General features: G+C 70.0%; 19 protein-coding genes and 1 pseudogene. 9 read left to right on the top strand and 11 right to left on the bottom strand.

Going from position 1 to position 19,857, the window contains the following annotated elements; all coding sequences use genetic code 11:
- Positions 1–6 precede the first annotated feature (6 nt).
- Entirely contained in the window at positions 7–732 is a 726-nt protein-coding gene (gene cpaB, locus ACMATS_RS14365) for a Flp pilus assembly protein CpaB (RefSeq protein ID WP_414168099.1), read from the bottom strand.
- A 27-nt stretch (positions 733–759) separates the two neighbouring features.
- Positions 760–1,710 carry a hypothetical protein gene (locus ACMATS_RS14370; protein ID WP_414168100.1) on the bottom strand — a complete coding sequence of 317 codons (951 nt, stop codon included), beginning with the start codon at positions 1,708–1,710 and terminating at the stop codon, positions 760–762.
- Positions 1,711–1,930: 220 nt separating this feature from the next.
- Between ACMATS_RS14370 and ACMATS_RS14375 the strand changes: the two genes are divergently transcribed.
- Positions 1,931–3,631, top strand: coding sequence for a chitinase (locus ACMATS_RS14375; protein ID WP_414168101.1), 1,701 nt, complete (start codon positions 1,931–1,933; stop codon positions 3,629–3,631).
- 295 nt (positions 3,632–3,926) lie between these two features.
- Here the strand turns inward: ACMATS_RS14375 and ACMATS_RS14380 are convergent, their stop codons facing one another.
- Positions 3,927–4,802 carry a trypsin-like peptidase domain-containing protein gene (locus ACMATS_RS14380; RefSeq protein WP_414168102.1) on the bottom strand — a complete coding sequence of 292 codons (876 nt, stop codon included), beginning with the start codon at positions 4,800–4,802 and terminating at the stop codon, positions 3,927–3,929.
- Positions 4,803–5,227: 425 nt separating this feature from the next.
- On the opposite strand from ACMATS_RS14380, the gene ACMATS_RS14385 reads away from it, so the two are divergent.
- The 3 genes from ACMATS_RS14385 to ACMATS_RS14395 all read left to right on the top strand — a co-directional run bounded on the left by ACMATS_RS14385 (position 5,228) and on the right by ACMATS_RS14395 (position 7,410).
- Positions 5,228–6,058 (top strand): helix-turn-helix domain-containing protein, encoded by an 831-nt coding sequence (locus ACMATS_RS14385; protein ID WP_391152412.1) that lies wholly within the window; start codon positions 5,228–5,230, stop codon positions 6,056–6,058.
- Positions 6,055–6,261 carry a DUF397 domain-containing protein gene (locus tag ACMATS_RS14390; RefSeq protein ID WP_414168103.1) on the top strand — a complete coding sequence of 69 codons (207 nt, stop codon included), beginning with the start codon at positions 6,055–6,057 and terminating at the stop codon, positions 6,259–6,261. Before ACMATS_RS14385 ends, ACMATS_RS14390 begins: the two co-directional genes overlap by 4 nt.
- 93 nt (positions 6,262–6,354) lie before the next feature.
- Positions 6,355–7,410 carry an alpha/beta hydrolase gene (locus tag ACMATS_RS14395; RefSeq protein WP_414170723.1) on the top strand — a complete coding sequence of 352 codons (1,056 nt, stop codon included), beginning with the start codon at positions 6,355–6,357 and terminating at the stop codon, positions 7,408–7,410.
- Here the strand turns inward: ACMATS_RS14395 and ACMATS_RS14400 are convergent.
- Together ACMATS_RS14400 and ACMATS_RS14405 are read right to left on the bottom strand one after the other, a co-directional pair.
- Positions 7,368–7,610: pseudogene (locus ACMATS_RS14400) on the bottom strand (hypothetical protein); the annotation flags it as partial. The gene ACMATS_RS14395 and the pseudogene ACMATS_RS14400 sit on opposite strands and share 43 nt — an antisense overlap.
- 197 nt (positions 7,611–7,807) lie before the next feature.
- Positions 7,808–7,969 (bottom strand): hypothetical protein, encoded by a 162-nt coding sequence (locus ACMATS_RS14405; RefSeq protein ID WP_390776271.1) that lies wholly within the window; start codon positions 7,967–7,969, stop codon positions 7,808–7,810.
- Between the two features lie 107 nt (positions 7,970–8,076).
- Between ACMATS_RS14405 and ACMATS_RS14410 the strand changes: the two genes are divergently transcribed.
- Positions 8,077–8,358 carry an acylphosphatase gene (locus tag ACMATS_RS14410; protein WP_414168105.1) on the top strand — a complete coding sequence of 94 codons (282 nt, stop codon included), beginning with the start codon at positions 8,077–8,079 and terminating at the stop codon, positions 8,356–8,358.
- On the opposite strand, the gene ACMATS_RS14415 is transcribed toward ACMATS_RS14410, so the two are convergent.
- The 5 genes from ACMATS_RS14415 to ACMATS_RS14435 form a co-directional block, all read right to left on the bottom strand.
- A complete protein-coding gene (locus ACMATS_RS14415) occupies positions 8,347–9,258 on the bottom strand; it encodes a hypothetical protein (protein ID WP_390776269.1) in 912 nt (303 codons plus the stop codon). The genes ACMATS_RS14410 and ACMATS_RS14415 overlap by 12 nt on opposite strands.
- A gap of 123 nt (positions 9,259–9,381) precedes the next feature.
- Complete coding sequence (locus tag ACMATS_RS14420) at positions 9,382–10,731, bottom strand: GntP family permease (protein WP_391152409.1); 1,350 nt, start codon at positions 10,729–10,731, stop codon at positions 9,382–9,384.
- Between the two features lie 19 nt (positions 10,732–10,750).
- Positions 10,751–11,155: a RidA family protein gene (locus ACMATS_RS14425; RefSeq protein ID WP_414168106.1), complete on the bottom strand. Its 405-nt coding sequence runs from the start codon at positions 11,153–11,155 to the stop codon at positions 10,751–10,753.
- On the bottom strand, positions 11,152–11,931 hold the full coding sequence (locus tag ACMATS_RS14430) for an IclR family transcriptional regulator (protein WP_391152407.1): 780 nt from the start codon (positions 11,929–11,931) through the stop codon (positions 11,152–11,154). The genes ACMATS_RS14425 and ACMATS_RS14430 overlap by 4 nt, the downstream gene beginning before the upstream one ends.
- On the bottom strand, positions 11,928–13,004 hold the full coding sequence (locus tag ACMATS_RS14435) for a sugar kinase (protein WP_414168107.1): 1,077 nt from the start codon (positions 13,002–13,004) through the stop codon (positions 11,928–11,930). Before ACMATS_RS14435 ends, ACMATS_RS14430 begins: the two co-directional genes overlap by 4 nt.
- A 184-nt stretch (positions 13,005–13,188) precedes the next feature.
- Here ACMATS_RS14435 and ACMATS_RS14440 point away from each other — a divergent pair, with 184 nt between their 5' ends.
- The 4 genes from ACMATS_RS14440 to ACMATS_RS14455 all read left to right on the top strand — a co-directional run bounded on the left by ACMATS_RS14440 (position 13,189) and on the right by ACMATS_RS14455 (position 17,913).
- Positions 13,189–14,460: an amino acid deaminase gene (locus ACMATS_RS14440; RefSeq protein ID WP_414168108.1), complete on the top strand. Its 1,272-nt coding sequence runs from the start codon at positions 13,189–13,191 to the stop codon at positions 14,458–14,460.
- Between the two features lie 72 nt (positions 14,461–14,532).
- Complete coding sequence (locus ACMATS_RS14445) at positions 14,533–16,134, top strand: N-acyl-D-amino-acid deacylase family protein (RefSeq protein WP_414168109.1); 1,602 nt, start codon at positions 14,533–14,535, stop codon at positions 16,132–16,134.
- An 87-nt stretch (positions 16,135–16,221) separates the two neighbouring features.
- Positions 16,222–17,433, top strand: a complete 1,212-nt coding sequence (locus ACMATS_RS14450; RefSeq protein ID WP_390776262.1) for a pyridoxal phosphate-dependent aminotransferase — start codon at positions 16,222–16,224, stop codon at positions 17,431–17,433.
- 84 nt (positions 17,434–17,517) lie between these two features.
- Positions 17,518–17,913: a hypothetical protein gene (locus ACMATS_RS14455; RefSeq protein ID WP_390776261.1), complete on the top strand. Its 396-nt coding sequence runs from the start codon at positions 17,518–17,520 to the stop codon at positions 17,911–17,913.
- 97 nt (positions 17,914–18,010) lie between these two features.
- On the opposite strand, the gene ACMATS_RS14460 is transcribed toward ACMATS_RS14455, so the two are convergent.
- On the bottom strand, positions 18,011–19,831 hold the full coding sequence (locus ACMATS_RS14460) for a phosphoenolpyruvate carboxykinase (GTP) (RefSeq protein WP_414168110.1): 1,821 nt from the start codon (positions 19,829–19,831) through the stop codon (positions 18,011–18,013).
- Between the last annotated feature and the right edge of the window lie 26 nt (positions 19,832–19,857).

The following is a 19,857-nucleotide window of genomic DNA, read 5'->3' on the forward strand; positions in this document are numbered from 1 at the left end:
CTGCCTCTACTTGTCGCCGTCGAGGGTGTAGGTGCGGTCGCCGCTGCCGACGCCGTCGTCGCCGCCGGGCGCGACGAGGGCGAGGCGGACGTGGGAGGCGAACGACTCGGCGTAGGCGACGCGTTGTGCGTCCTTGGTGTCGAGCGCGAAGGTGATCGGCACGGCGTCGCCGGCCCGGCGGACCGTCGCCCCGCCACCGCCGTCGCGGTCCCGGTCGAGAGGGGTGAGTTTGCCGACGTCCATGACCCGGGCGCCACTGACGATGACCTTGGAGACGGGCTTGGCGCCCTGGCCCTGGTCCTTGCCGTCGAAGGTGGCGTAGATGTTGACCCGCGCCCCGGGGTTGATCTTCCCGGCGACGCCCGTCGCCGCATCGATCATGATGGCGATCTCCTGCTGCCCCGGATTCAGCGCGGGCCGCGCCACGATCATGTCGCTCTGCAGCAGCGATCCGCGCCGCAGCGGCGTGACGGCGATCTTCCCGTTCACCTCGTCGAGGTCGGTGACGGCCGTGTCCGGCAGCCAGCGCCGCGGCATCGAGATCCGCTCGAACTCGCCGCCGTCGAGCGTCCGGTAGGCGGGTACGTCGGACTTCAGCCGGTAGGCGGTGACCTCCGGACCCACCTTGGAGTCGGCGTCGTGGACGACGACGAACACCCCGGCGAAGGCGCCCGCTGCGCAGAGGGCCGACAGGAGCAGCAGGACGATCCCGCGGCGCTGGCGTGAATTCATGGGGACGGCGAACCTCGTTCAGCTCGTTCAGCGGCTGTTCGGAGCGGCGGCGACGGCAGCGGGGGCGGGGGCGGCAGCGGGGACGGCGGTACGGGCCCGGGCCGGCGGCCCGATGGCTGGAGTGCTCCCGGCGCGCGCGAGGGGCGCGTTGCAGAACCCGCAGCGGTCGCCGATGAGTTCGCGCCCGCACCAGTGGCACTCCTCCCGCCGCACGGAGGAGACGAGCTGGTAGAGCACCGAGGGATCGGGGATCGCGGCGGCGAACTCCACGGCCCGCTGCGTGCCCCACCAGCGCCGGGACTCCGCGGGCAGCGGCTGGATCTCCTGCACGCCGCGCACCTTCCAGGCGGGCGCGAGGGTGCCGGTGACCCAGTCCCCCTCGCGGCACGGCCTGCTGCGGGCGACGGTCAGGGAAGTGGCGAAGCCCGGCCCCTCGGGCGCGGCCGCCCGCCCGGCGGCGCCGCCGGTGCGCAGCAGCGCCGGTACGGGGTGGACGAGCACGCCGAACCGGGTGCCGGGCAGCAGGGCGGCGAGGTGGCTGCCGAGCCCGACGTCCATCCGGTCGAGGCGGGCGATGCCGCCGGTGCCCGCGAGCTCGGCGCCCGTGTGGATGTAGTGGGCGAGCAGCCGGACCGCGGAGGCGAGCACTCCGGGGCTCAGGTCGGAGGCCGACAACTGCCGTAACTGCCGCGCCAGTACGGCGACGGCGAGCGGCGGCAGCGCGACGGGCAGAAGGGCGACGCGGTCGCTCTCCAGCAGCGCGCGCACGGCGTGCAGCCGCCGCACGTGGGCGGGGTCCAGCGAGTCCGGATAGGGCACGACGAGATGGCCGCACTGCTCCAGCAGCGCACCCGCCTCGGCAACCGCCGCCTCCAACGGCTGTGCCTGCGGCGGCTGGAGGACGGCAGCGGTGGGAGCAGGGCCGTCCGGCGCGGGCAGCACCAGGTCGGAACTGGTGACCGCTATCGCAATCGGCACGTCTGCTTCCCCGTTCACTCCGGCCGCGGGGGCTTGTGGTGCTGTGGTGCCTCCGCACTTTATCCGTGTTGGGAGCGGCTGAGAACCGTTCCCCGAAACCCTTGACGAACGGATTGGACTAGACCATCCTCACGCGCTAACGGTGGCCACCGTTCCTGCACATCCCTACCCCCCGATACCCCCCATAACCGCTCCAACTCCCTTCCCACCGGAGGCAGTAGTGCGCGCAATATCCAGACACGGAAGAAGTGGAACGAGAGGTCGTCGTTCCGCGGGCCTCCTCGCCGCCCTGGCCCTGGCCACCGCAGGCCTGACCGCCGCCGGTCCGGCGGCCCACGCGGACGGCGCCAACCTCGTCAGGAACCCCGGCTTCGAGTCCGGGCTGGACGGCTGGTCCTGTACCGGCGGCAGCGGAACCACCACCTCCGCCCCCGTGCACAGCGGCTCGGCCGCCCTCAAGGCCACGCCCGCCGGCTCCGACGACGCCCAGTGCTCGCAGACCGTGAGCGTCCGGCCCAACTCCTCGTACACGCTGGGTGCCTGGGTCCAGGGCTCGTACGTCTACCTCGGCGCGAGCGGCACCGGCACCACGGACGTCTCGACCTGGACCCCGAGCGCGAGCAGCTGGCAGCAGCTGACCACGAGCTTCACCACGGGCCCGAACACGACGACCGTCACCGTCTACACCCACGGCTGGTACGGCCAACCGCCCTACTTCGCCGACGACATCACCCTCACCGGCCCCGGCGGCGACCCCGGCGACCCGGTGCCGGACGCCCCCGGCGGGCTGACGGCCGGGACGGTGACCTCGTCGTCCGTGGCCCTGTCCTGGAACCCGGCGGCCCACGCCACCGGCTACAACGTCTACCAGGGCGGCACCAGGATCCAGTCCGCGACCGGCACGTCGACCGTGGTGACCGGCCTGACCCCCTCCACCGCCTACACCTTCCAGGTCAGCGCCACCAACGCCGCAGGGGAATCAGCGAAGTCCGCCCAGGTCACGGCCACGACCTCCGCGAGCAGCGGCGGCAACCCGGGCAACGTCCCGAAGCACGCGGTCACCGGCTACTGGCAGAACTTCGACAACGGCGCCACCGTCCAGAAGATCAGCGACGTGCAGGACCAGTACGACATCATCGCCGTCGCCTTCGCCGACGCCACCACCACGCCCGGCGCCGTCGACTTCACCCTCGACCCCGCCCTGAAGTACAGCGACGCACAGTTCAAGGCGGACATCGCCGCCAAGCAGGCAGCGGGCAAGTCCGTGATCCTCTCCGTCGGCGGGGAGAAGGGCTCGGTGTCGGTCAACGACTCGGCCTCCGCGGAGAACTTCGCCGCCAGCGCCTACACCCTGATGCAGAAGTACGGCTTCAACGGCGTGGACATCGACCTGGAGAACGGCCTCAACCCCACCTACATGAGCCAGGCCCTGCGCTCCCTGTCGGCGAAGGCGGGCGGCAAGCCGGTCATCACCATGGCGCCGCAGACGATCGACATGCAGTCGACGTCCTCCGCCTACTTCCGGACCGCGCTCAACATCAAGGACATCCTGACCGTCGTCAACACCCAGTTCTACAACAGCGGTTCCATGAACGGCTGCGACGGCCAGGTCTACGCACAGGGCTCGGTCGACTTCCTCACCGCCCTGGCCTGCACCCAGCTGGAAGGCGGCCTCGCCCCGTCCCAGGTGGGCCTCGGCCTCCCCGCCTCGCCACGCGGCGCGGGCAGCGGCTACGTGGACCCGTCGGTGATCAACGCGGCACTGGACTGCCTGACGAAGGGAACGGGCTGCGGCACGTTCAAGCCCCCGCACACCTACCCCGACCTGCGCGGGGCCATGACCTGGTCCACCAACTGGGACGCCACGGCGGGCAACACCTGGTCCAACGGGGTCGGACCGCACGTCCACGGCCTGTCCTGATCAGCCCCTGACATGCTCGGCCCCCGGCGCTCCACACCGCTTCTTGAGCTTCGGTCGTCGCCGACTGCCCAGTCCTCGATGCGTGCCCTTCCGGGGGCCTAGCCAGTGTGCCGAGATGGGGGTCACGCGGACCGATGGACGTCTCCACCGATTGGTGCGGCTCTCACCGGTTGTCTGGTGTAAGTGCCAGTTTCCTCCTTATTTGTCCGGAGTCAAGGGGCGGAAGAGACGCGGAAGGAAAAACGTCCGCCCTGCTCACCGGGGGTGAGCAGGGCGGACTGTCGGCGACCGGACGCTACGCGTGGTGCACGGCGGAACGCACCGCGTTGTCACCCTCCTCGGTGCCCGGCTGCGGCAGCGTGCAGCCCGGAAGGCTCAGGTCCAGCTTGTTGCCGGTGCCGAAGCACTTGGTGATCCCGTAGGTCTCCTCGGCGTAGTTCGTGCCCTGGTGAACGGTGACGTTGCCGTTCGCGTCGACCTCGCACGGGTTGTTCATCGTGCACTGCTCACCGTTCTCGTTCCCGGTGTTGTTGATCGCGACCACCTTGCCGGTCGACGCGTCGATCACCGGGGAGCCGGAGGTCCCCCCTATGACGTCGCAGGTGGACGTGTAGCGCACTGAGTCCTTCCACACGTAGCCGGCCTCGTGCAGCTCGTTCACGAACCCGTCCACGCTGCAGGAGTAGATCTTCTTCCAGTACCCGGAGACGACCTTGATGGCGGTGCCGGCGACGGGATGGTCGGGCGACAGGCTCAGCGCGTCGATCCCGTACTGCTGCTTGATCTGCGCGTAGGTCGTGTTCAGCTCGTAGAGCGTCACGTCGGTATCGGTCATCGTCGAGTACGCGACCTTCGTCGCGTGCAGCGTGGCGACCTTGCCCGCGGACGAGTTCAGCAGGCCGAACGTCCGGGACGACGGCTGATCGGTGATGACGGTGCCGGGGTCCGGCATGCCCGTCTCCAGGCAGTGGCCGTTGGTCATCACGAGGGCGGGGTCGTTGTCCGCCGAACTCGGCATCCGGACCACCGATCCGGAACAGTTGCTCAGCGCGACGGTACCGGCGAAGTCGACGGCATTCGCCTGGGCCGAGGCGGTGCCGGCACCGAGGCCGACGACGGTCGACCCGGCGACGAGCACGGTGGCCAGTGCACCAACGAGAGGTCTTCTCATGGGGGGTGGTTCCTCTCCGGTCCGAACTGCAGCACGTTTTGACGTGTGCATTGTTGGGGCCGATGGGGCCGAGGGGCAATGAACCGGTCACAAGTGTCAGTGAACTTGGCCGGATTCACCGCCATCAGTGGACGGCACGGTGATGCCTCCCCATCTCCTCGATGCACCACTGGACGGCGGCATGGTTCCCGTCGCGCGATGCCTCGTGGTACGCGGCGCGGATACGGCGGCACTCCGCACAGGGCACGGGACGGCGCCGGAGCGAAGGCTTCGGTGGTACGGGGGCGTCGGGCGACGGCATGGGGGTACCTCGTACGTGGGTTCAACTGATGGGTGTGCCCCCAGGGTTGCGGCCGGTCCCTACGCTCCGGAAGGGGGTACGTGTCCCGACCGGGACCTTGAGAGAAAACGAGGGGGCGCCGCACATGGGGCGACCAGGACGTGAACTGAAGCCGGACCGGTCACCCCGGCATGCCTTCGGGGCGGAACTGCGGCGCCACCGCGAACGGGCACGCATGAGCCTGGAGAAACTGGCAGAGGTCGTCCGCTACAGCCGCAGCCACTTGGCACGGATCGAGATCGCGGAGCACATGCCGCCGCCGGGGCTGGCGGAGAAGCTGGATGCGTTGTTCGGGACGGACGGGGTGTTCAAGCTGCTGTATGCGCTGGCGTTGCGGTCTTCGCATCCGGACAAGTACGAGCGGCGGCGCGAGATGGAGGAGAAGGCCCGGGTGATTCGGCATTACGCCGGGTGCTTCGTGCCGAGCTTCCTCCAGACACAGGGCTACGCCCGCACCGTCTTCCGTCTCAACGACCCCAGGAGGACAGAGGAAAAGATCGAGGAATGGGTCGCATCACGCATGGCCCGTAAAGCCCTTCTGCAGGCCGACCCGCCCCCGGACGTCTCCTATATTGTGGACGAAGCTGTCCTGCGACGAGCGATCGGTGGACCTGAGATCTGGAGGGCGCAACTTTGTGCTCTGATCTCGAACGTGGACACCCCGACCTGCATGCTCCAGGTCATCCCCTTCGCCCACGGCGGACACGGCCTCATCGGTGGCCACCTGTCGCTCTTCACGTTGGGCGACGGCACTGTGGTTGCCTGCGAAGAGAGCATCAATGCAATCGAGTTGCTCGAAGACCCGGAGAGCGTGGACCGGTACCACAGGGCCTACGACCACCTCAGGTCCTACGCCTTGTCGCCGGGCGACACAGCAACATTCATCGAATCCGTTCTGAAGGAACTTCCCTCATGAGCACCACATGGATCAAATCCAGTTACAGCGGCAGCGGCGCAGACCCCAACTCCTGCCTCGAATGGGCCCCGTCCCGAATACCCACCGCCCCCGTCCCCATAAGGGACAGCAAGACCGCCCCGCACGGGGCGACCGTCCTCGTACCGGCCGGCGCCTGGGCGGCATTCGTCGCCGCCATCCGCACGGACGCCCTGGCCGACTGACCGGAACTGACGCAACCCGGCACCGATGCGCGACACTCCTCCTCAACGTCCACAAAGACATTCAGGAGGCGCAGCGTGATCAGAAGACTCGCCATGCTCGTCACAGCCCTCGGGCTGTCCCTCGTACCGTTACTCGGAACGGCCCCGGCCCAGGCAGCCGAGGCCGACCCGACTCCACCGGTCCTCGCCGACGGCTACGGCCTCACGCAGGTCGGCCAACCGACCGGCACCGCAAACAACTTCAACATCACCGTGACCACGCCCCAGGTGGCCGGCGAGCACCACATCAAAATCATCCTGCCGAGCGACTACAACGCCAATCCGGCCAAGCGCTACCCGGTCCTGTACTTCTTCCACGGCTCGCCGGACGACCCGGTCAACCAGAACTACCCGGCACTGATCAACGCCAAGTCGATGATCACGGTCGTCCCGGACGGCGGCAAGCGGGGCTGGTACGCCAACTGGCGCGACCAGGACACCGCCGCCGGTGCGCAGAACTGGGAGACCTTCCACATCAACCAGGTCATCCCCTTCATCGACGCCAACCTCCGCACCATCGCGACCAAGAAGGCGCGGGCCGTCGCCGGGGTGTCGATGGGCGGCTTCGGCGCTTTCCACTACGCCCAGGACCACCCCGAACTGTTCAGCCAGGTCGCCTCGTTCTCCGGTGACATCGACATGTCCGTGGACTCCATGGACCTGCGCCTGGCCGTCGTCTACTCCCTCACCAACGCCGCCGGCGCACTCTGCGGCAACATCATGGGCAACTGCAACGGGCCGTTCGGCCCCACCGTGTCGAGCGACGCCCTCTTCGGCTCGCCCTACCCCGTGTTCAACGCCGACTGGAAGTGGAACGAGGTCGACCCCTCCCGCCACATGGACAGGCTGAAGGACAAGGACGTCGGCATCTCGATCTACGTGGGCAACGGCAATGGCAATCCCCTCGAACTGGAATTCTGGCTCGAAGGTGCGTCCAAGCACGTGAAGGACAACATGGACGCCCTCGGCATGCCCTACTACTACGTGGACTACGGCAACGGCTCCACCTGGGCACCCAACTGCAACGGCGGCCACAACGGCTATTGCTGGGCACGGTCGCTGGAGGACTACGTCCCCCGCCTGGAAAAGGCCTTCGCCTCCGCCTCCTGAGCGCGCCCGCTCAAGTGGTCCTGCAGCCGGGCGTGCCGGAACTGATAGACGGCACCGGCCTGGCGCAGCACACCTCGTCGGTGGGCGTCGTCAAGAAAGGCGCCCACCGACCACGGCAACCGCCCCGCCAACGGCAGGGCGATCCGGGCCAGGACCACCCAGCGACCCCAGGCGGTCAGGCTCAGGCCGTAGGCGATCGCATAAGCACTGCGCCACCGAGTCTGAACCTGGCGGCGAACAACGGCACGATTCCGCGGACGAGTCCGAAGACCACCCACGCGTCACGGCCCCGATGGTGATGCGATGCGTTAAGGGTTGTCAACCAGACTTCGTGCCCGGGACGTTGATGCCCCTCCGGCTGTGACCGGAGAGGCAGGACACGGAGGGGAGGTGACGGTCAGAGCGACGGCAGTTGCACAGGCAGAGTCACCGGCAGCGGCGGCACCGACGGCGGATTCGGGACCGGGTCGGCCGAGGACGCCGAGGCGACACCACCCAGGGCGACGGAGAGCACAGCAGCCAAAGCGGCCGCGCCGAGAAGTCTGGCGAATGCAGTCATGTGTTTCACGCTCCCTGCACGGTTGGCACGGTTGACACGGTTGTGCGCGTACCCCTTCCACGCTACGCAGGTCGCCCGAGGGCGCAAACGAAGGCAGAGTTGTGTACATGATCCGCACACACGTCACCGTATCCGGCCTGGTCCAGGGCGTCTTCTACCGCGACACCTGCCGCAGCGAGGCCCAGGCACACGGCGTGTCCGGCTGGGTACGCAACCGGCCCGACGGCACCGTCGAAGCCGTCTTCGAAGGCCCCGCCGACGCCGTGGACCACATGGTCCAGTGGGCCCACCGCGGCCCCGCCCGCGCCGAAGTCCGCTCGGTCGAGGCGAGGCAGGAGCCCCCACAGGGCCTCACCGGCTTCGACATCCGCCCCACCTCAGCCCCGTAGCCTGCGCAGCGCCTCCTGAACGGTGCGGACGAACCGTTGCGGCCGCCGGAAGACGTCGTCATAGGTGAACCGCAATATCTGCCGGATCCCGGGGCACCGGGCAAGCTCGTTGAACCTCACGGCATCGTTCTGGTGCGCACCCCGGCTCCCGTGCCAGGCGTACCCCTCGATCTCCACCCCCAGTCCTTCCGCCCTGAACAGGAAGTCCAACCGCCGCACCCGCCCGTTCTGCGTGTGCACTTCGGCCTGCGACTCGGGGAACAGCCCCGCCTCCCGTATCTCCAGCCGCGCCTTCGTCTCCGCAGGCGACCCCGACTCCGGATCGGTGAGCGCCAACGCCCGGCGAGCAGCGCCCACATCCATCCGCCGGGCATACGGAGCACTCAACGCATCAGCAATGGACTGCCTGCTCGCGCGCCTCCGGGCAAGCACCGAATCCGCAGCAATGACGGCCGGGTGGAGCGGCAGCGTGAGCAACATGTCGCACACCGTCCGCAGAACCGTGGTGACACGGATCCCCGAAGCGACAGTGACCTCGTGCTCGCCGACTTCCGCCTTGTGCACACGGACCCCCGGCGTACGCGTGCGGTATCTGCGCCCCGGATTCGTGAGCTCGACGGCGCTCGGCCCCACCGTCCAGATGTTCAGGAGTTCCGCAGCCGCACTGTGGCTGGCGACCAGGCGAGGGAACTTCAGCTGCATCGCCAGCAACCGCAGCCGCAGATCCACGGGCCGTCCCGGCTCCACCCATACGCCTAAGTACAGTTGGGTCCACCCCTCATAGCGCAGCGCACGTGCGACGTTCGGCACGGACAGGCCGCAGCCGTAGGCCTGCGACGTGAGCAGGACGCCATCCTGGGAAGCGGCGAGGCGATAGGCCTGCCGGAGCTGTTCGTTCATGCCCCCAGCACAGCGCATCCCGCGTGACCCCGCGAGGGGCTGTGGATAACCCCGCCTTGGGAGGACGCAAATCCTCTTGGGGGACGGCGTGTTGTGATGGTGGAGGGCACAGAAACGTCACTGCTACACCACCAAACTCACCACCCCCGCCGCCCCGAACCCCGCGACCGACAGCACCGACTCCAGCACCGTCCACGACACCAGCGTGTCCCGCTCCGGGATGCCGAAGTACTTCGCCACCATCCAGAAGCCCCCGTCGTTCACGTGCGAGGCGAAGACCGAGCCCGCCGAGATCGCCACGATCACCAGGGCGGCGTGGGCCTGCGAGGGGTGCCCCGCCGCCAGGACCGGGGAGACGATGCCCGCCGTCGTCACGATGGCCACCGTCGCCGAACCCTGCGCCACCCGCAGCGCGGCCGACAGCAGCCACGCCAGCACCAGCACCGGCAGGCCCGCCGTATCGCACAGATCCGCCACCGCCTGGGCCACGCCGCCGGCCTTGAGCACCGCGCCGAAGATCCCGCCCGCACCCACGACCAGCAGGATGTTGCCGACGGGCTTGAGCGAGGCCGTCGACAGGGCCTCCAGCGACGCGCGCGACCAGCCGCGCCGGATGCCCAGCAGCCAGTAGGCGAGGAGCAGCGCGATCGTCAGCGCCACGAAGGGGTGGCCGAAGAATTCCAGTACCGAGCGCGCCGTGCCCGGGGGCAGTGTCACCGAGGAGAACGTCGCCAGGAGGATGAGGAGCAGCGGGGTGCCTATCACCGTCAACAGCACTGCCAGCGGGACTGGTTGCTCCGACGGCTTCTCCGGTGCCTCCGGCACCCCTTCCGGTATCGGGACGTGCACGCGCCGCGCTATCCATGCCGCGTACGCCCATGCCGCCAGCACCGCCGGTATGCCGGTCAGTGCGCCCATCAGGATCACCCAGCCCAGGTCCACGTGCAGCAGGCCGGCCGCTGCGACCGGGCCGGGGTGGGGTGGGAGGAAGGCGTGGGTCATGGAGAGGCCGGCCAGCATGGGCAGCGCGTACCGCAGGATCGATCCGCCTCCGCGGCGGGCCGTTGCGTACACCACCGGGGCCAGGACGAAGATGCCCACGTCGAAGAAGACCGGGATGCCGAACAGCACCCCGGTCAGGCCCATGGCGAGCGGTGCGCGTCGCTCGCCGAAGAGGGTCAGCAGGCGTCCGGCCAGTGCCTGGGCGCCGCCCGAGGCCTCCAGGACCGAGCCCAGCATGGTGCCGAGTCCGATGATGACGGCAACGTGGCCGAGCGTGCCGCCCATGCCCGCTTCGAGCAGCGGGACGACGTCCGACTTCTGGACGGTGCCGAAGAGTTGGGTGACGGAGAGGCCCGATGCGAGGCCGACTGCGATCGAGACGACAAGCAGGGCCACGAACGGCTGGAGTCTGATCTTGATGATCAGGAAGAGGAGGAGGCCCACCCCCAGTGCGGCTGTCGTCAGGAGCATCCCGGACTGCCCCGGCTTCTCAGTCGAGGACCGCTAGGGCGTCGATCTCGATGAGCAGGCCCTTGGGCAGGCCGACGTAGACGGTGGTGCGCGCGGGGGGCGAGCCCTGGAGGGAGGCGAAGTGGGCGTCGTAGAGGGCGTTCATCTCGGCGAAGTGCTCGGTGTCGGTGAGGTAGACGCGCAGCATCACCACGTCCTCCCAGCTCGCGCCGCCCGCCTCCAGGACGGCCTGGACGTTGGCGAGGGTTTGGACGGTCTGTTCGCGGAGGGTCGGGCCGGCTACGGCGGGCGGCTGACCGTCCTTGGTGGGCAGGAAGCCGACCTGGCCGGCCACCTGGAGGATGTTGCCCTTGCGCACGCCGTGCGAGAACTTGGCGGGCGGGGTGGCGTGGCCGGTCGGGGTCACGGCGGTCTTGGCGGTCATCGGTCACCTTCGTGTTCATGGGTGGGTCGGGGTGGGGTGCGTCCCGCGTGGTCCGCGCTGATTGCCTCCGCGGTGCGGCGCACCAGCGGGAGCAGGGCGAGGAGTTCGTCGGCGGTGACGACGACATTGGGTGCGGAGATCGAACAGGCCGCGACGACGCGCCCGTCCACGCCGTGGACGGGGGCGCCGATGCAGTTGATGGACTCCTCGTGGCCGCCGAAGTCGGTGGCCCAGCCCTGTTCGCGGACGATCGCCAGTTCCTTGAGGAAGGCGGCGGCGTTCGGGGTCGAACGGGGCGTGTAGGCGGGGTAGTCGAGGCGTTCGGCGACGGCCCGTCGCTCGGGTTCGGGCAGGCCGGCCAGCAGCAGTTTGGCGACGGCGGCGACGGTGATGGCGACGGGCTTGCCGATGCGGGAGTACATCCGTACCGGGTAGCGGCTCTCGATCTTGTCGATGTAGACGACCTCGCCTTCCTCGTGGACCGCCAGGTGGACGGTGTGGCCGCACAGTTCGTTGAGTGCGGCGAGGTGCGGGTGGGCGGTCTCGCGGATGTCCAGGCCCTCGGCGGCCTGCTGGGCGAGGGCGAAGAGGCGGGCGCCGAGGCGGTAGCGCTGGTCCTGCTGCCGGTGGACCATGCCGTGGGCGTGCAGGGTGCGCAGCAGGCGCAGTGCGGTCGACTTGTGGACGCCGAGCCGCTGCGCGACCTGCTCCAGGTTGGCGGGGCCCTCGGCGAGCAGGGGCAGGATGGTGAGGGCGCGGTCGACGGTCTGGCTCATGCGGTGCTTTCCGTGTCGCGGTTGGTTTCGCGGTCTATGCGGAGGGCGTTCCAGGCGGTGTCGTCCAACGCCGCCAGCCGGTCGGCTCGTTCGCGGGCCGGGGGTTCGCCGAGGTCGCCGGGGACGGTGAGGGCGGCGGCGGCCGTGAGGTGGCCGTGGCGCAGGCGTGCGGGGAGCGGGAGTCCGCGCAGGGTGGCGGAGAGGAACCCGGCGGCGAAGGCGTCGCCGGCGCCCACGGGGGCGACGACGTCGACGGCGGGGGCGGGGATGGTGAGGGCTTCGCCGTCCCGCGCGATGGCCGTCGCGCCTTGTGCGCCGTGTTTGACGACCAGGAGGCCGGGTTCCGGGAGGGCGGCCCGGACGGCGGCGGCGCCGCGCAGGCCCCACGCCGCTTCGGCCTCGTCCTCGCCGACGAAGACGAGGTCGCAGCGGCGGGCGAGGTCCTTGAGGGCAGAGGGGCCGTCGGGGCTGTTGCGCCACAGGGCGGCGCGGTAGTTGACGTCGAAGGAGAGCAGGGGGCGGCCGGGGACGGGGGCCGTCAGGTGGCGGAGCAGGTCGCGGCACTCGGCGGAGAGGGCCGCGGTGATGCCGGTGAGGTGCAGGATGCGGCCGGACCAGGCGGCTTCGCGCGGTACGAGCGCGGGGGACATCGCGGAGGCGGCGGATCCGGCGCGGTAGTAGGCGACTTCGGAGAGGGGTTCGGAGAGGGGTGCGGAGGGGGGTGCGGAGGGGGAGCGGTCGACGGCTGGGGTGGTGGCCCGCTCCCCCGCCGTGCGGAAGTAGATGCCGGTGGGTCGGTCCGGGTCGCGCTGGACGGCGGAGACGTCGACCCCGTGGGCGGCGATGGCGTCCACCAGGTGCGTACCGAAGCCGTCCGTGCCGACCCGGCCGATCCAGCGGGTGCGGTGCCCGCAACGGGCGAGTGCGCAGGCCACGTTGGACTCGGCGCCGCCGATGCCGCGTTCGAAGGCGGGGACGTCCGCGAGGGGGCCGGGGCGTACGGGGCGGAAGGCGACGAGGGATTCACCGAGGCAGACGACGTCACATGTGTCGTCGGTTGTGGCTGCGCTCATGGCCCCTCCCACCGGTCCGTCACGTTTCCGCGAGCACCGTTGACCGGGCGCTCGCGGGGATGTTAGACAGCGGCGAGCGCTACACGCAACGGATGTTGCACATGTTGCAACGCACAACGCGACTCGTACTGCACTGCACTGCATCACTGCATTGCACTGCACTGCACGCTGCACAGGAGGCCTCATGTCCGACGCCGTCAACCGGCTGGCTCTGGAACGCGTCGACCACCGCTTCAAGGGACTTCCGCCGGATGCGGAGGGCCGCACGGTGGGCGACCTGGCGGCGGAACGGCGCTCGCTGTTCACCGGCGGGTTCACCACGCCCGTACTCGCCCTCTCCGCCGAGGCGCTCGACCACAACCTGCGCGTCATGGAACGCTGGTCCGCCGAGCACGGCCTGGCCTTCGCCCCGCACGGCAAGACGTCGATGGCGCCGCAGCTCTTCGAGCGCCAGATCGCGCACGGCGCGTGGGGCATCACGGCCGCCACGGTCTCCCAGGTGCGCGTCTACCGGGCCTTCGGGATCCGGCGGATCTTCCTCGCCAATGAGGTCGTGGATGCGGCGGCGCTGCGCTGGCTCGCGGGCGAGCTGGCCGCCGACCCGGACTTCCGGCTGGTCCTGTACGTCGACTCGCTGCGCGGCGTCGAGCTGATGGACGCGGCACTGCGCACCGGCGGGTTCGCCCGCCCGCTCGACGTCGTCGTCGAGCTCGGTGTGCAGGGCGGCCGTACGGGTGCCCGTACTGAGGTGGAGTGCAAGGTCGTCGCGGACGCGGTCGCGGCCACGGACACCCTGCGGCTGGTGGGTGTCGCCTGTTACGAGGCCGAGGTCCCGGATGCGAACGCCGAGCGCGTCGGCGCCTGGCTGCGCCGGCTCGTCGCCCTGGCGGCCGCCTTCGACAAGGCGGGCCGCTTCGCGGGCGTCGAGGAGATCGTCGTCAGCGCGGGCGGCAGCGCGTGGTTCGACGCGGTGGGCGAGGCCTTCGCGGAGCTGCCGGCCCTGTCGGCGCCGGTGCTGAAGCTGTTGCGGTCGGGGGCGTACATCACCCATGACGACGGGCAGTACCGCAAGAAGACGCCGTTCAACCGGCTTGCGGGAGAGGGCGAGTTGCTGCCGGCGTTCCGGCTGTGGGCGCAGGTCGTCTCCCGCCCGGAGCCGGGCAAGGCGTTCCTCAACGCCGGCAAGCGGGATGCGCCGTACGACCTCGGCCTGCCGGAGGTCCAGCTCGTCCGCTCGGCGCGGAGCGGGGCGGTGCGGCCCGCTGAAGGGATGACGATCACTGCTCTGGCGGACCAGCACGCGTTCGTGGCCCTGGAGCAGGGCGCGGAGCTGGAGGTCGGTGACTGGGTGGGACTCGGGCTGTCGCACCCGTGCACGACGTTCGACAAGTGGCAGTTGATTCCGGTGGTGGAGGGGGACGGGACGGTGACGGAGTTCGTGCGGACGTTCTTCTGAGATCCGCGCCCCGAAGGGGCGCGGGGAACTGCGCGAGCAACCACAACCGGCCCGCACCCGAGAGGCAACCGCATGGACACCGTCCTCCGCAGCGCCCGCGTCATCGACGGCACGGGCGGCCCGTCGTACCGGGCCGATGTGGCCATCCGCGATGGCCACATCGCGGCAATCGCCCGCGAGGGCAAGGACCCCCGCCCCTCAGCACCCCGCACCCTCGACGCCGAAGGCCTGGCGCTAGCGCCAGGCTTCATCGACATGCACGCCCACAGCGACCTGGCCCTCCTCACCGACCCCTCCCACGAGGCGAAGGCCGCACAAGGCGTCACCCTCGAAGTCGTCGGCCAGGACGGCCTGTCGTACGCCCCCGTGGACGACCGCACCCTCCCTCAGGTCCGCGCCCAGATCGCCGGCTGGAACGGCGCGGGCGAGGACGCCGACTTCACCTGGCGCACGGTCGGCGAGTACCTCGACCGCCTGGACGCCGGTATCGCGGTCAACGCGGCATACCTCGTCCCGCAGGGCACCGTCCGGATGCTGGTCGTCGGCTGGGAGGACCGGCCGGCCACCGCGGACGAGACCGTGCGCATGCAGGCGCTCGTCGCCGAGGGCCTCGAACAGGGCGCCGTGGGCCTGTCGTCCGGGCTCACGTACACCCCGGGCATGTACGCCACCGATGCCGAACTGACCGCGCTGTGCCGGGTGGTGGCCCGGTACGGCGGCTACTACTGCCCCCATCACCGTTCGTACGGCGCGGGCGCCCTCGCCGCGTACGCCGAGATGATCGACGTCACCCGCACCGCCGGGTGCGCCCTGCATCTGGCGCATGCCACGCTCAACTTCGAGGTGAACAAGGGGCGTGCCGGGGAGCTGCTGGCGCTGCTCGACTCGGCCCTCGCCGAGGGCGCGGACCTTTCGCTGGACACGTACCCGTACACCCCGGGCTGCACGACGCTCGCCGCCATGCTGCCGAGCTGGGCGGGCGAGGGCGGGCCGGAGGCCGTGCTGGCGCGGCTGGCGGACGACGGGACCGCGGCGCGGATCCGGCACGCGATGGAGGTGGAGGGCGCGGACGGCTGTCACGGTGTGCCGATCGACTGGGGGACGATCGAGATCTCCGGCGTGGCCCGCCCGCACCTCGCCGGTCATGTCGGGAAGAGCGTCGCCGCGTCCGCGCGCGAGCGCGGTGAGGAGCCGTGGACGACGGCCCGCCGGCTGCTTCGCGAGGACCGGCTGGGGACGGCGGTCCTGCAGCACGTCGGTCACGAGGAGAACGTCCGGGCGATCATGCGGCACCGGGTCCACACGGGCGGGAGCGACGGCATCCTGCACGGCGCCAAGCCGCATCCGCGCGCCTACGGAACGTTCCCGCACTACCTCGGCCGGTATGCGCGCGAGCTGGGTGTGCTCTCTCTGGAGGAGAGCGTGGCGCATCTCACGTCCCGTCCTGCGGCCCGTCTGAGGCTGCCCGACCGGGGTCTCGTGCGGGAGGGCTACCGCGCCGACCTCGTGCTCTTCGATCCGGAAACCGTAGCCGCCGGCTCCACTTTCGAAGCCCCGAGGGTACTTCCGACCGGCATTCCTTTTGTCCTCGTCGACGGTCGCTTTGTGATGAAAGACGGGCGCCGGACGGACGTCCTCGCGGGGCGCTCGGTGCGGCGCACCCCGGCGGGCTGATCCGCGCCCGGAGTGCGCCCGGTGGGGGCCGGAAGTGGGGTCGTAATGCCCGAGCGCCGGGCGGGCGGCGCCCTTAAGGTGGCCGTCATGCAGGTGATCCAGTCAACGAAGCTCGCCAATGTCTGCTACGAAATCCGTGGCCCGGTGCTCGAGGAGGCCATGCGGCTGGAGGCGGCAGGAGAGCGCATCCTCAAGCTGAACACCGGCAACCCGGCGATCTTCGGGTTCGAGTGCCCGCCGGAGATCCTCGAGGACATGCTGCGCAACGTCGGCGACGCGCACGGCTACGGCGACGCCAAGGGGCTGTTGTCCGCCCGGCGCGCGGTCGTCCAGCACTACGAGACCAAGGGCATCGAGCTCTCCGTCGAGGACGTCTACCTCGGCAACGGCGTCTCCGAGCTGATCCAGATGTCGATGCAGGCGCTGCTCGACGACGGCGACGAGGTCCTCGTGCCGGCCCCGGACTACCCGCTGTGGACGGCCTCGGTCTCCCTCGCGGGCGGCACGGCCGTGCACTACCGCTGCGACGAGCAGTCGGACTGGATGCCGGACCTGGCGGACATCGAGCGCAAGGTCACCGACCGCACCAAGGCGCTCGTCATCATCAACCCCAACAACCCCACGGGTGCGGTCTACGACGACGAGATGCTGCGCGGCCTGACGGAGATCGCCCGCCGCCACAACCTGATCGTCTGCTCCGACGAGATCTACGACAAGATCCTCTACGACGGCGCCACCCACACCCCGACCGCCGCCCTCGCCCCCGATCTGCTGACCCTCACCTTCAACGGCCTGTCCAAGGCCTACCGGGTGGCCGGCTACCGCAGCGGCTGGATGGCGGTCTGCGGCCCGAAGGCGCACGCCGAGAGCTACATCGAGGGCCTGACGATCCTCGCCAACATGCGGCTGTGCGCCAACATGCCGGCCCAGCACGCGGTGGCCACGGCCCTCGGCGGCCGGCAGTCGATCAACGACCTGGTGCTGCCGGGCGGGCGGCTGCTGGAGCAGCGCGACGTGGCGTACGAGCTGCTGACGCAGATCCCGGGCGTCAGCTGCGTCAAGCCCAGGGGCGCGCTGTACGCGTTCCCGCGGCTGGACCCCAAGGTCTACAAGATCAAGGACGACCGGCAGATGGTGCTGGACCTGCTCCGCGCCGAGAAGATCATGGTCGTCCACGGCACGGGCTTCAACTGGCCGGAGCCGGACCACTTCCGCCTGGTCACGCTGCCCAGCGCGAAGGATCTGGCGGACGCGGTGACGCGGATCGGGAACTTCCTGGACGGCTACGCCCAGGTGTGATCGGTTCTTACAGCCTGATCTCGAGACAACTTTAGACGCCGTCTAAGTTAGGATGGTCTTCAGAGGTAACTCAGGAGGCCATCCATGTACGAGCCGATCCGCACGAAGTCGGTCCATACGCACGGCCCACGCCGCGGCCCGCACCGCTCCCGCCAGGAGGAACTGGACGCGCGGCTGGCCTGGCACCTGACCGCACTGCTCACGGTGACGGACGAACTGCGTGCCGTGGCGCCTGCGGCCGGGCTCGACGAGGCCGGGTGCCGGCTGGCGCTGCAGGTGGAACGGCTGCGCGGGAGCGCGCCGTTGCGGGCGGTGCCGACGATTGCGGGCGGTACGCCCGTGGCTGCGCTGCATCAGCGCGCACATATGCTGGCGGGGCAGGCACTGGTGGTCGCCACGGGGCGGGGCGACGAGGCCGGTGCAGCTCTGGCCGCGGAACGGATGCGGGCGCACGCGGAGGCGCTGGGCATCACCGCGTGAGCGCCCCGTGAGGGGCGCGGGGAACTGCGCGAGCAACCACAGCGGGCCCGCGGTCGACACCCAGGGGGCTGGGGGCTTGCCCCCAACCCCCTCCCCATCAGCCCAAGCGCTGTACCAGCGCCCGGTATTCGTCCCACAGTTCCTTCGGCGCGTGGTCGCCGAAGGTGTTCAGGTGCTCCGGCACCAGTGCCGCTTCCTCGCGCCAGACCTTCTCGTCGACGGTGAGGAGCAGGTCCAGGTCCGCCTCGGAGATGTCGAGGCCCGCCGTGTCGAGGGCGGCCTTCGTCGGCAGGATGCCGATCGGCGTCTCGACGCCCTCCGCGCGGCCGTCGATGCGGTCGACGATCCACTTCAGCACGCGGCTGTTCTCGCCGAAGCCCGGCCACACGAAGCGGCCGTCCGCGTCCTTGCGGAACCAGTTGACGTAGTAGATCTTCGGGAGCTTGGACTGGTCCTTGCCCTCGCCCACCTTGATCCAATGGCCCATGTAGTCGCCCATGTTGTAGCCGCAGAACGGCAGCATGGCGAACGGGTCGCGGCGGAGCTCGCCGACCTTGCCCTCGGCGGCGGCGGTCTTCTCGGAGGCGACGTTGGCGCCGAGGAAGACACCGTGCTGCCAGCTGAGGGACTCGGTCACCAGCGGGACGGCGGTGGCGCGGCGGCCGCCGAAGAGGATGGCGGAGATCGGCACGCCCTTGGGGTCCTCCCACTCGGGCGCGATGATCGGGCACTGCGAAGCCGGCACGGTGAAGCGGGCGTTGGGGTGGGCGGCGGGGGTGCCGCTCTCCGGCGTCCAGTCGTTGCCCCGCCAGTCGGTGAGGTGGGCGGGCTGCTCCTCGGTCATGCCCTCCCACCACACGTCGCCGTCGTCGGTGAGGGCGACGTTGGTGAAGACCGAGTTGCCCCACATGGTCTTCATGGCGTTGGCGTTGGTGTGCTCGCCGGTGCCGGGGGCGACGCCGAAGAAGCCGGCCTCGGGGTTGATGGCGTAGAGGCGGCCGTCCTCGCCGAAGCGCATCCAGGCGATGTCGTCGCCGATGGTCTCCACCGTCCAGCCGGAGACGGTGGGTTCGAGCATGGCGAGGTTGGTCTTGCCGCAGGCGGAGGGGAAGGCGGCGGCCACGTACTTGGACTCGCCCTGGGGCGGGGTGAGCTTGAGGATGAGCATGTGCTCGGCCAGCCAGCCCTCGTCGCGCGCCATGACGGAGGCGATGCGCAGGGCGTAACACTTCTTGCCCAGCAGGGCGTTGCCGCCGTAGCCGGAGCCGAAGGACCAGATCTCGCGGTCCTCGGGGAAGTGCGAGATGTACTTGGTGGTGTTGCACGGCCACGGCACGTCCTGCTCGCCCTCGGCGAGCGGGGCACCGAGGGTGTGGACGGCCTTGACGAAGAAGCCGTCGGTGCCGAGCTCGTCGAGCACGGCCTGGCCCATGCGGGTCATGGTGCGCATGGAGACGGCGACGTAGGCGGAGTCGGTGATCTCGACGCCGATCGCGGACAGCGGCGAGCCGAGCGGGCCCATGCAGAAGGGCACGACGTACATGGTGCGTCCGCGCATGGAGCCGCGGAACAGGCCCTTCTCCCCGGCGAAGATCTCCCGCATCTCGGCGGGCGCCTTCCAGTGGTTGGTCGGGCCCGCGTCCTCCTCCTTCGCGGAGCAGATGAAGGTGCGGTCCTCGACGCGCGCCACGTCGCTCGGGTCGGAGGCGGCGTAGTAGGAGTTGGGGCGCTTGACCGGGTCGAGCTTCCGGAAGGTGCCCTTGGCGACGAGCTCCCCGCACAGGCGCTCGTATTCCGCTTCCGAGCCGTCGCACCAGACCACGCGGTCCGGCTGGGTGAGGGCGGCGATCTCATCGACCCAGGAGAGCAGCTCCTGGTGGTGGGTGAGGGTGGTGGGAGCCGCACTGATGCGCGCCACGATCGCTCCGTCCCGCCGGGTCCACA

The sequence above is a fragment of the Streptoverticillium reticulum genome, from assembly GCF_047456005.1.
GTDB lineage: Bacteria > Actinomycetota > Actinomycetes > Streptomycetales > Streptomycetaceae > Streptomyces > Streptomyces reticulum.

Excerpts from the sequence above, each read along its gene's own strand:
- ACMATS_RS14445 (WP_414168109.1), top strand. The coding sequence starts at position 14,533 with ATGGACACCGTCCTCCGCAGCGCCCGCGTCATCGACGGCACGGGCGGC.
- ACMATS_RS14385 (WP_391152412.1), top strand. The coding sequence starts at position 5,228 with ATGGGGCGACCAGGACGTGAACTGAAGCCGGACCGGTCACCCCGGCAT.
- ACMATS_RS14440 (WP_414168108.1), top strand. The coding sequence starts at position 13,189 with ATGTCCGACGCCGTCAACCGGCTGGCTCTGGAACGCGTCGACCACCGC.
- ACMATS_RS14435 (WP_414168107.1), bottom strand. The coding sequence starts at position 13,004 with ATGAGCGCAGCCACAACCGACGACACATGTGACGTCGTCTGCCTCGGT.
- ACMATS_RS14425 (WP_414168106.1), bottom strand. The coding sequence starts at position 11,155 with ATGACCGCCAAGACCGCCGTGACCCCGACCGGCCACGCCACCCCGCCC.
- ACMATS_RS14415 (WP_390776269.1), bottom strand. The coding sequence starts at position 9,258 with ATGAACGAACAGCTCCGGCAGGCCTATCGCCTCGCCGCTTCCCAGGAT.
- ACMATS_RS14380 (WP_414168102.1), bottom strand. The coding sequence starts at position 4,802 with ATGAGAAGACCTCTCGTTGGTGCACTGGCCACCGTGCTCGTCGCCGGG.
- ACMATS_RS14395 (WP_414170723.1), top strand. The coding sequence starts at position 6,355 with ATGCTCGTCACAGCCCTCGGGCTGTCCCTCGTACCGTTACTCGGAACG.
- ACMATS_RS14410 (WP_414168105.1), top strand. The coding sequence starts at position 8,077 with ATGATCCGCACACACGTCACCGTATCCGGCCTGGTCCAGGGCGTCTTC.
- cpaB (WP_414168099.1), bottom strand. The coding sequence starts at position 732 with ATGAATTCACGCCAGCGCCGCGGGATCGTCCTGCTGCTCCTGTCGGCC.
- ACMATS_RS14450 (WP_390776262.1), top strand. The coding sequence starts at position 16,222 with ATGCAGGTGATCCAGTCAACGAAGCTCGCCAATGTCTGCTACGAAATC.
- ACMATS_RS14405 (WP_390776271.1), bottom strand. The coding sequence starts at position 7,969 with ATGACTGCATTCGCCAGACTTCTCGGCGCGGCCGCTTTGGCTGCTGTG.
- ACMATS_RS14455 (WP_390776261.1), top strand. The coding sequence starts at position 17,518 with ATGTACGAGCCGATCCGCACGAAGTCGGTCCATACGCACGGCCCACGC.
- ACMATS_RS14430 (WP_391152407.1), bottom strand. The coding sequence starts at position 11,931 with ATGAGCCAGACCGTCGACCGCGCCCTCACCATCCTGCCCCTGCTCGCC.
- ACMATS_RS14420 (WP_391152409.1), bottom strand. The coding sequence starts at position 10,731 with ATGCTCCTGACGACAGCCGCACTGGGGGTGGGCCTCCTCCTCTTCCTG.
- ACMATS_RS14390 (WP_414168103.1), top strand. The coding sequence starts at position 6,055 with ATGAGCACCACATGGATCAAATCCAGTTACAGCGGCAGCGGCGCAGAC.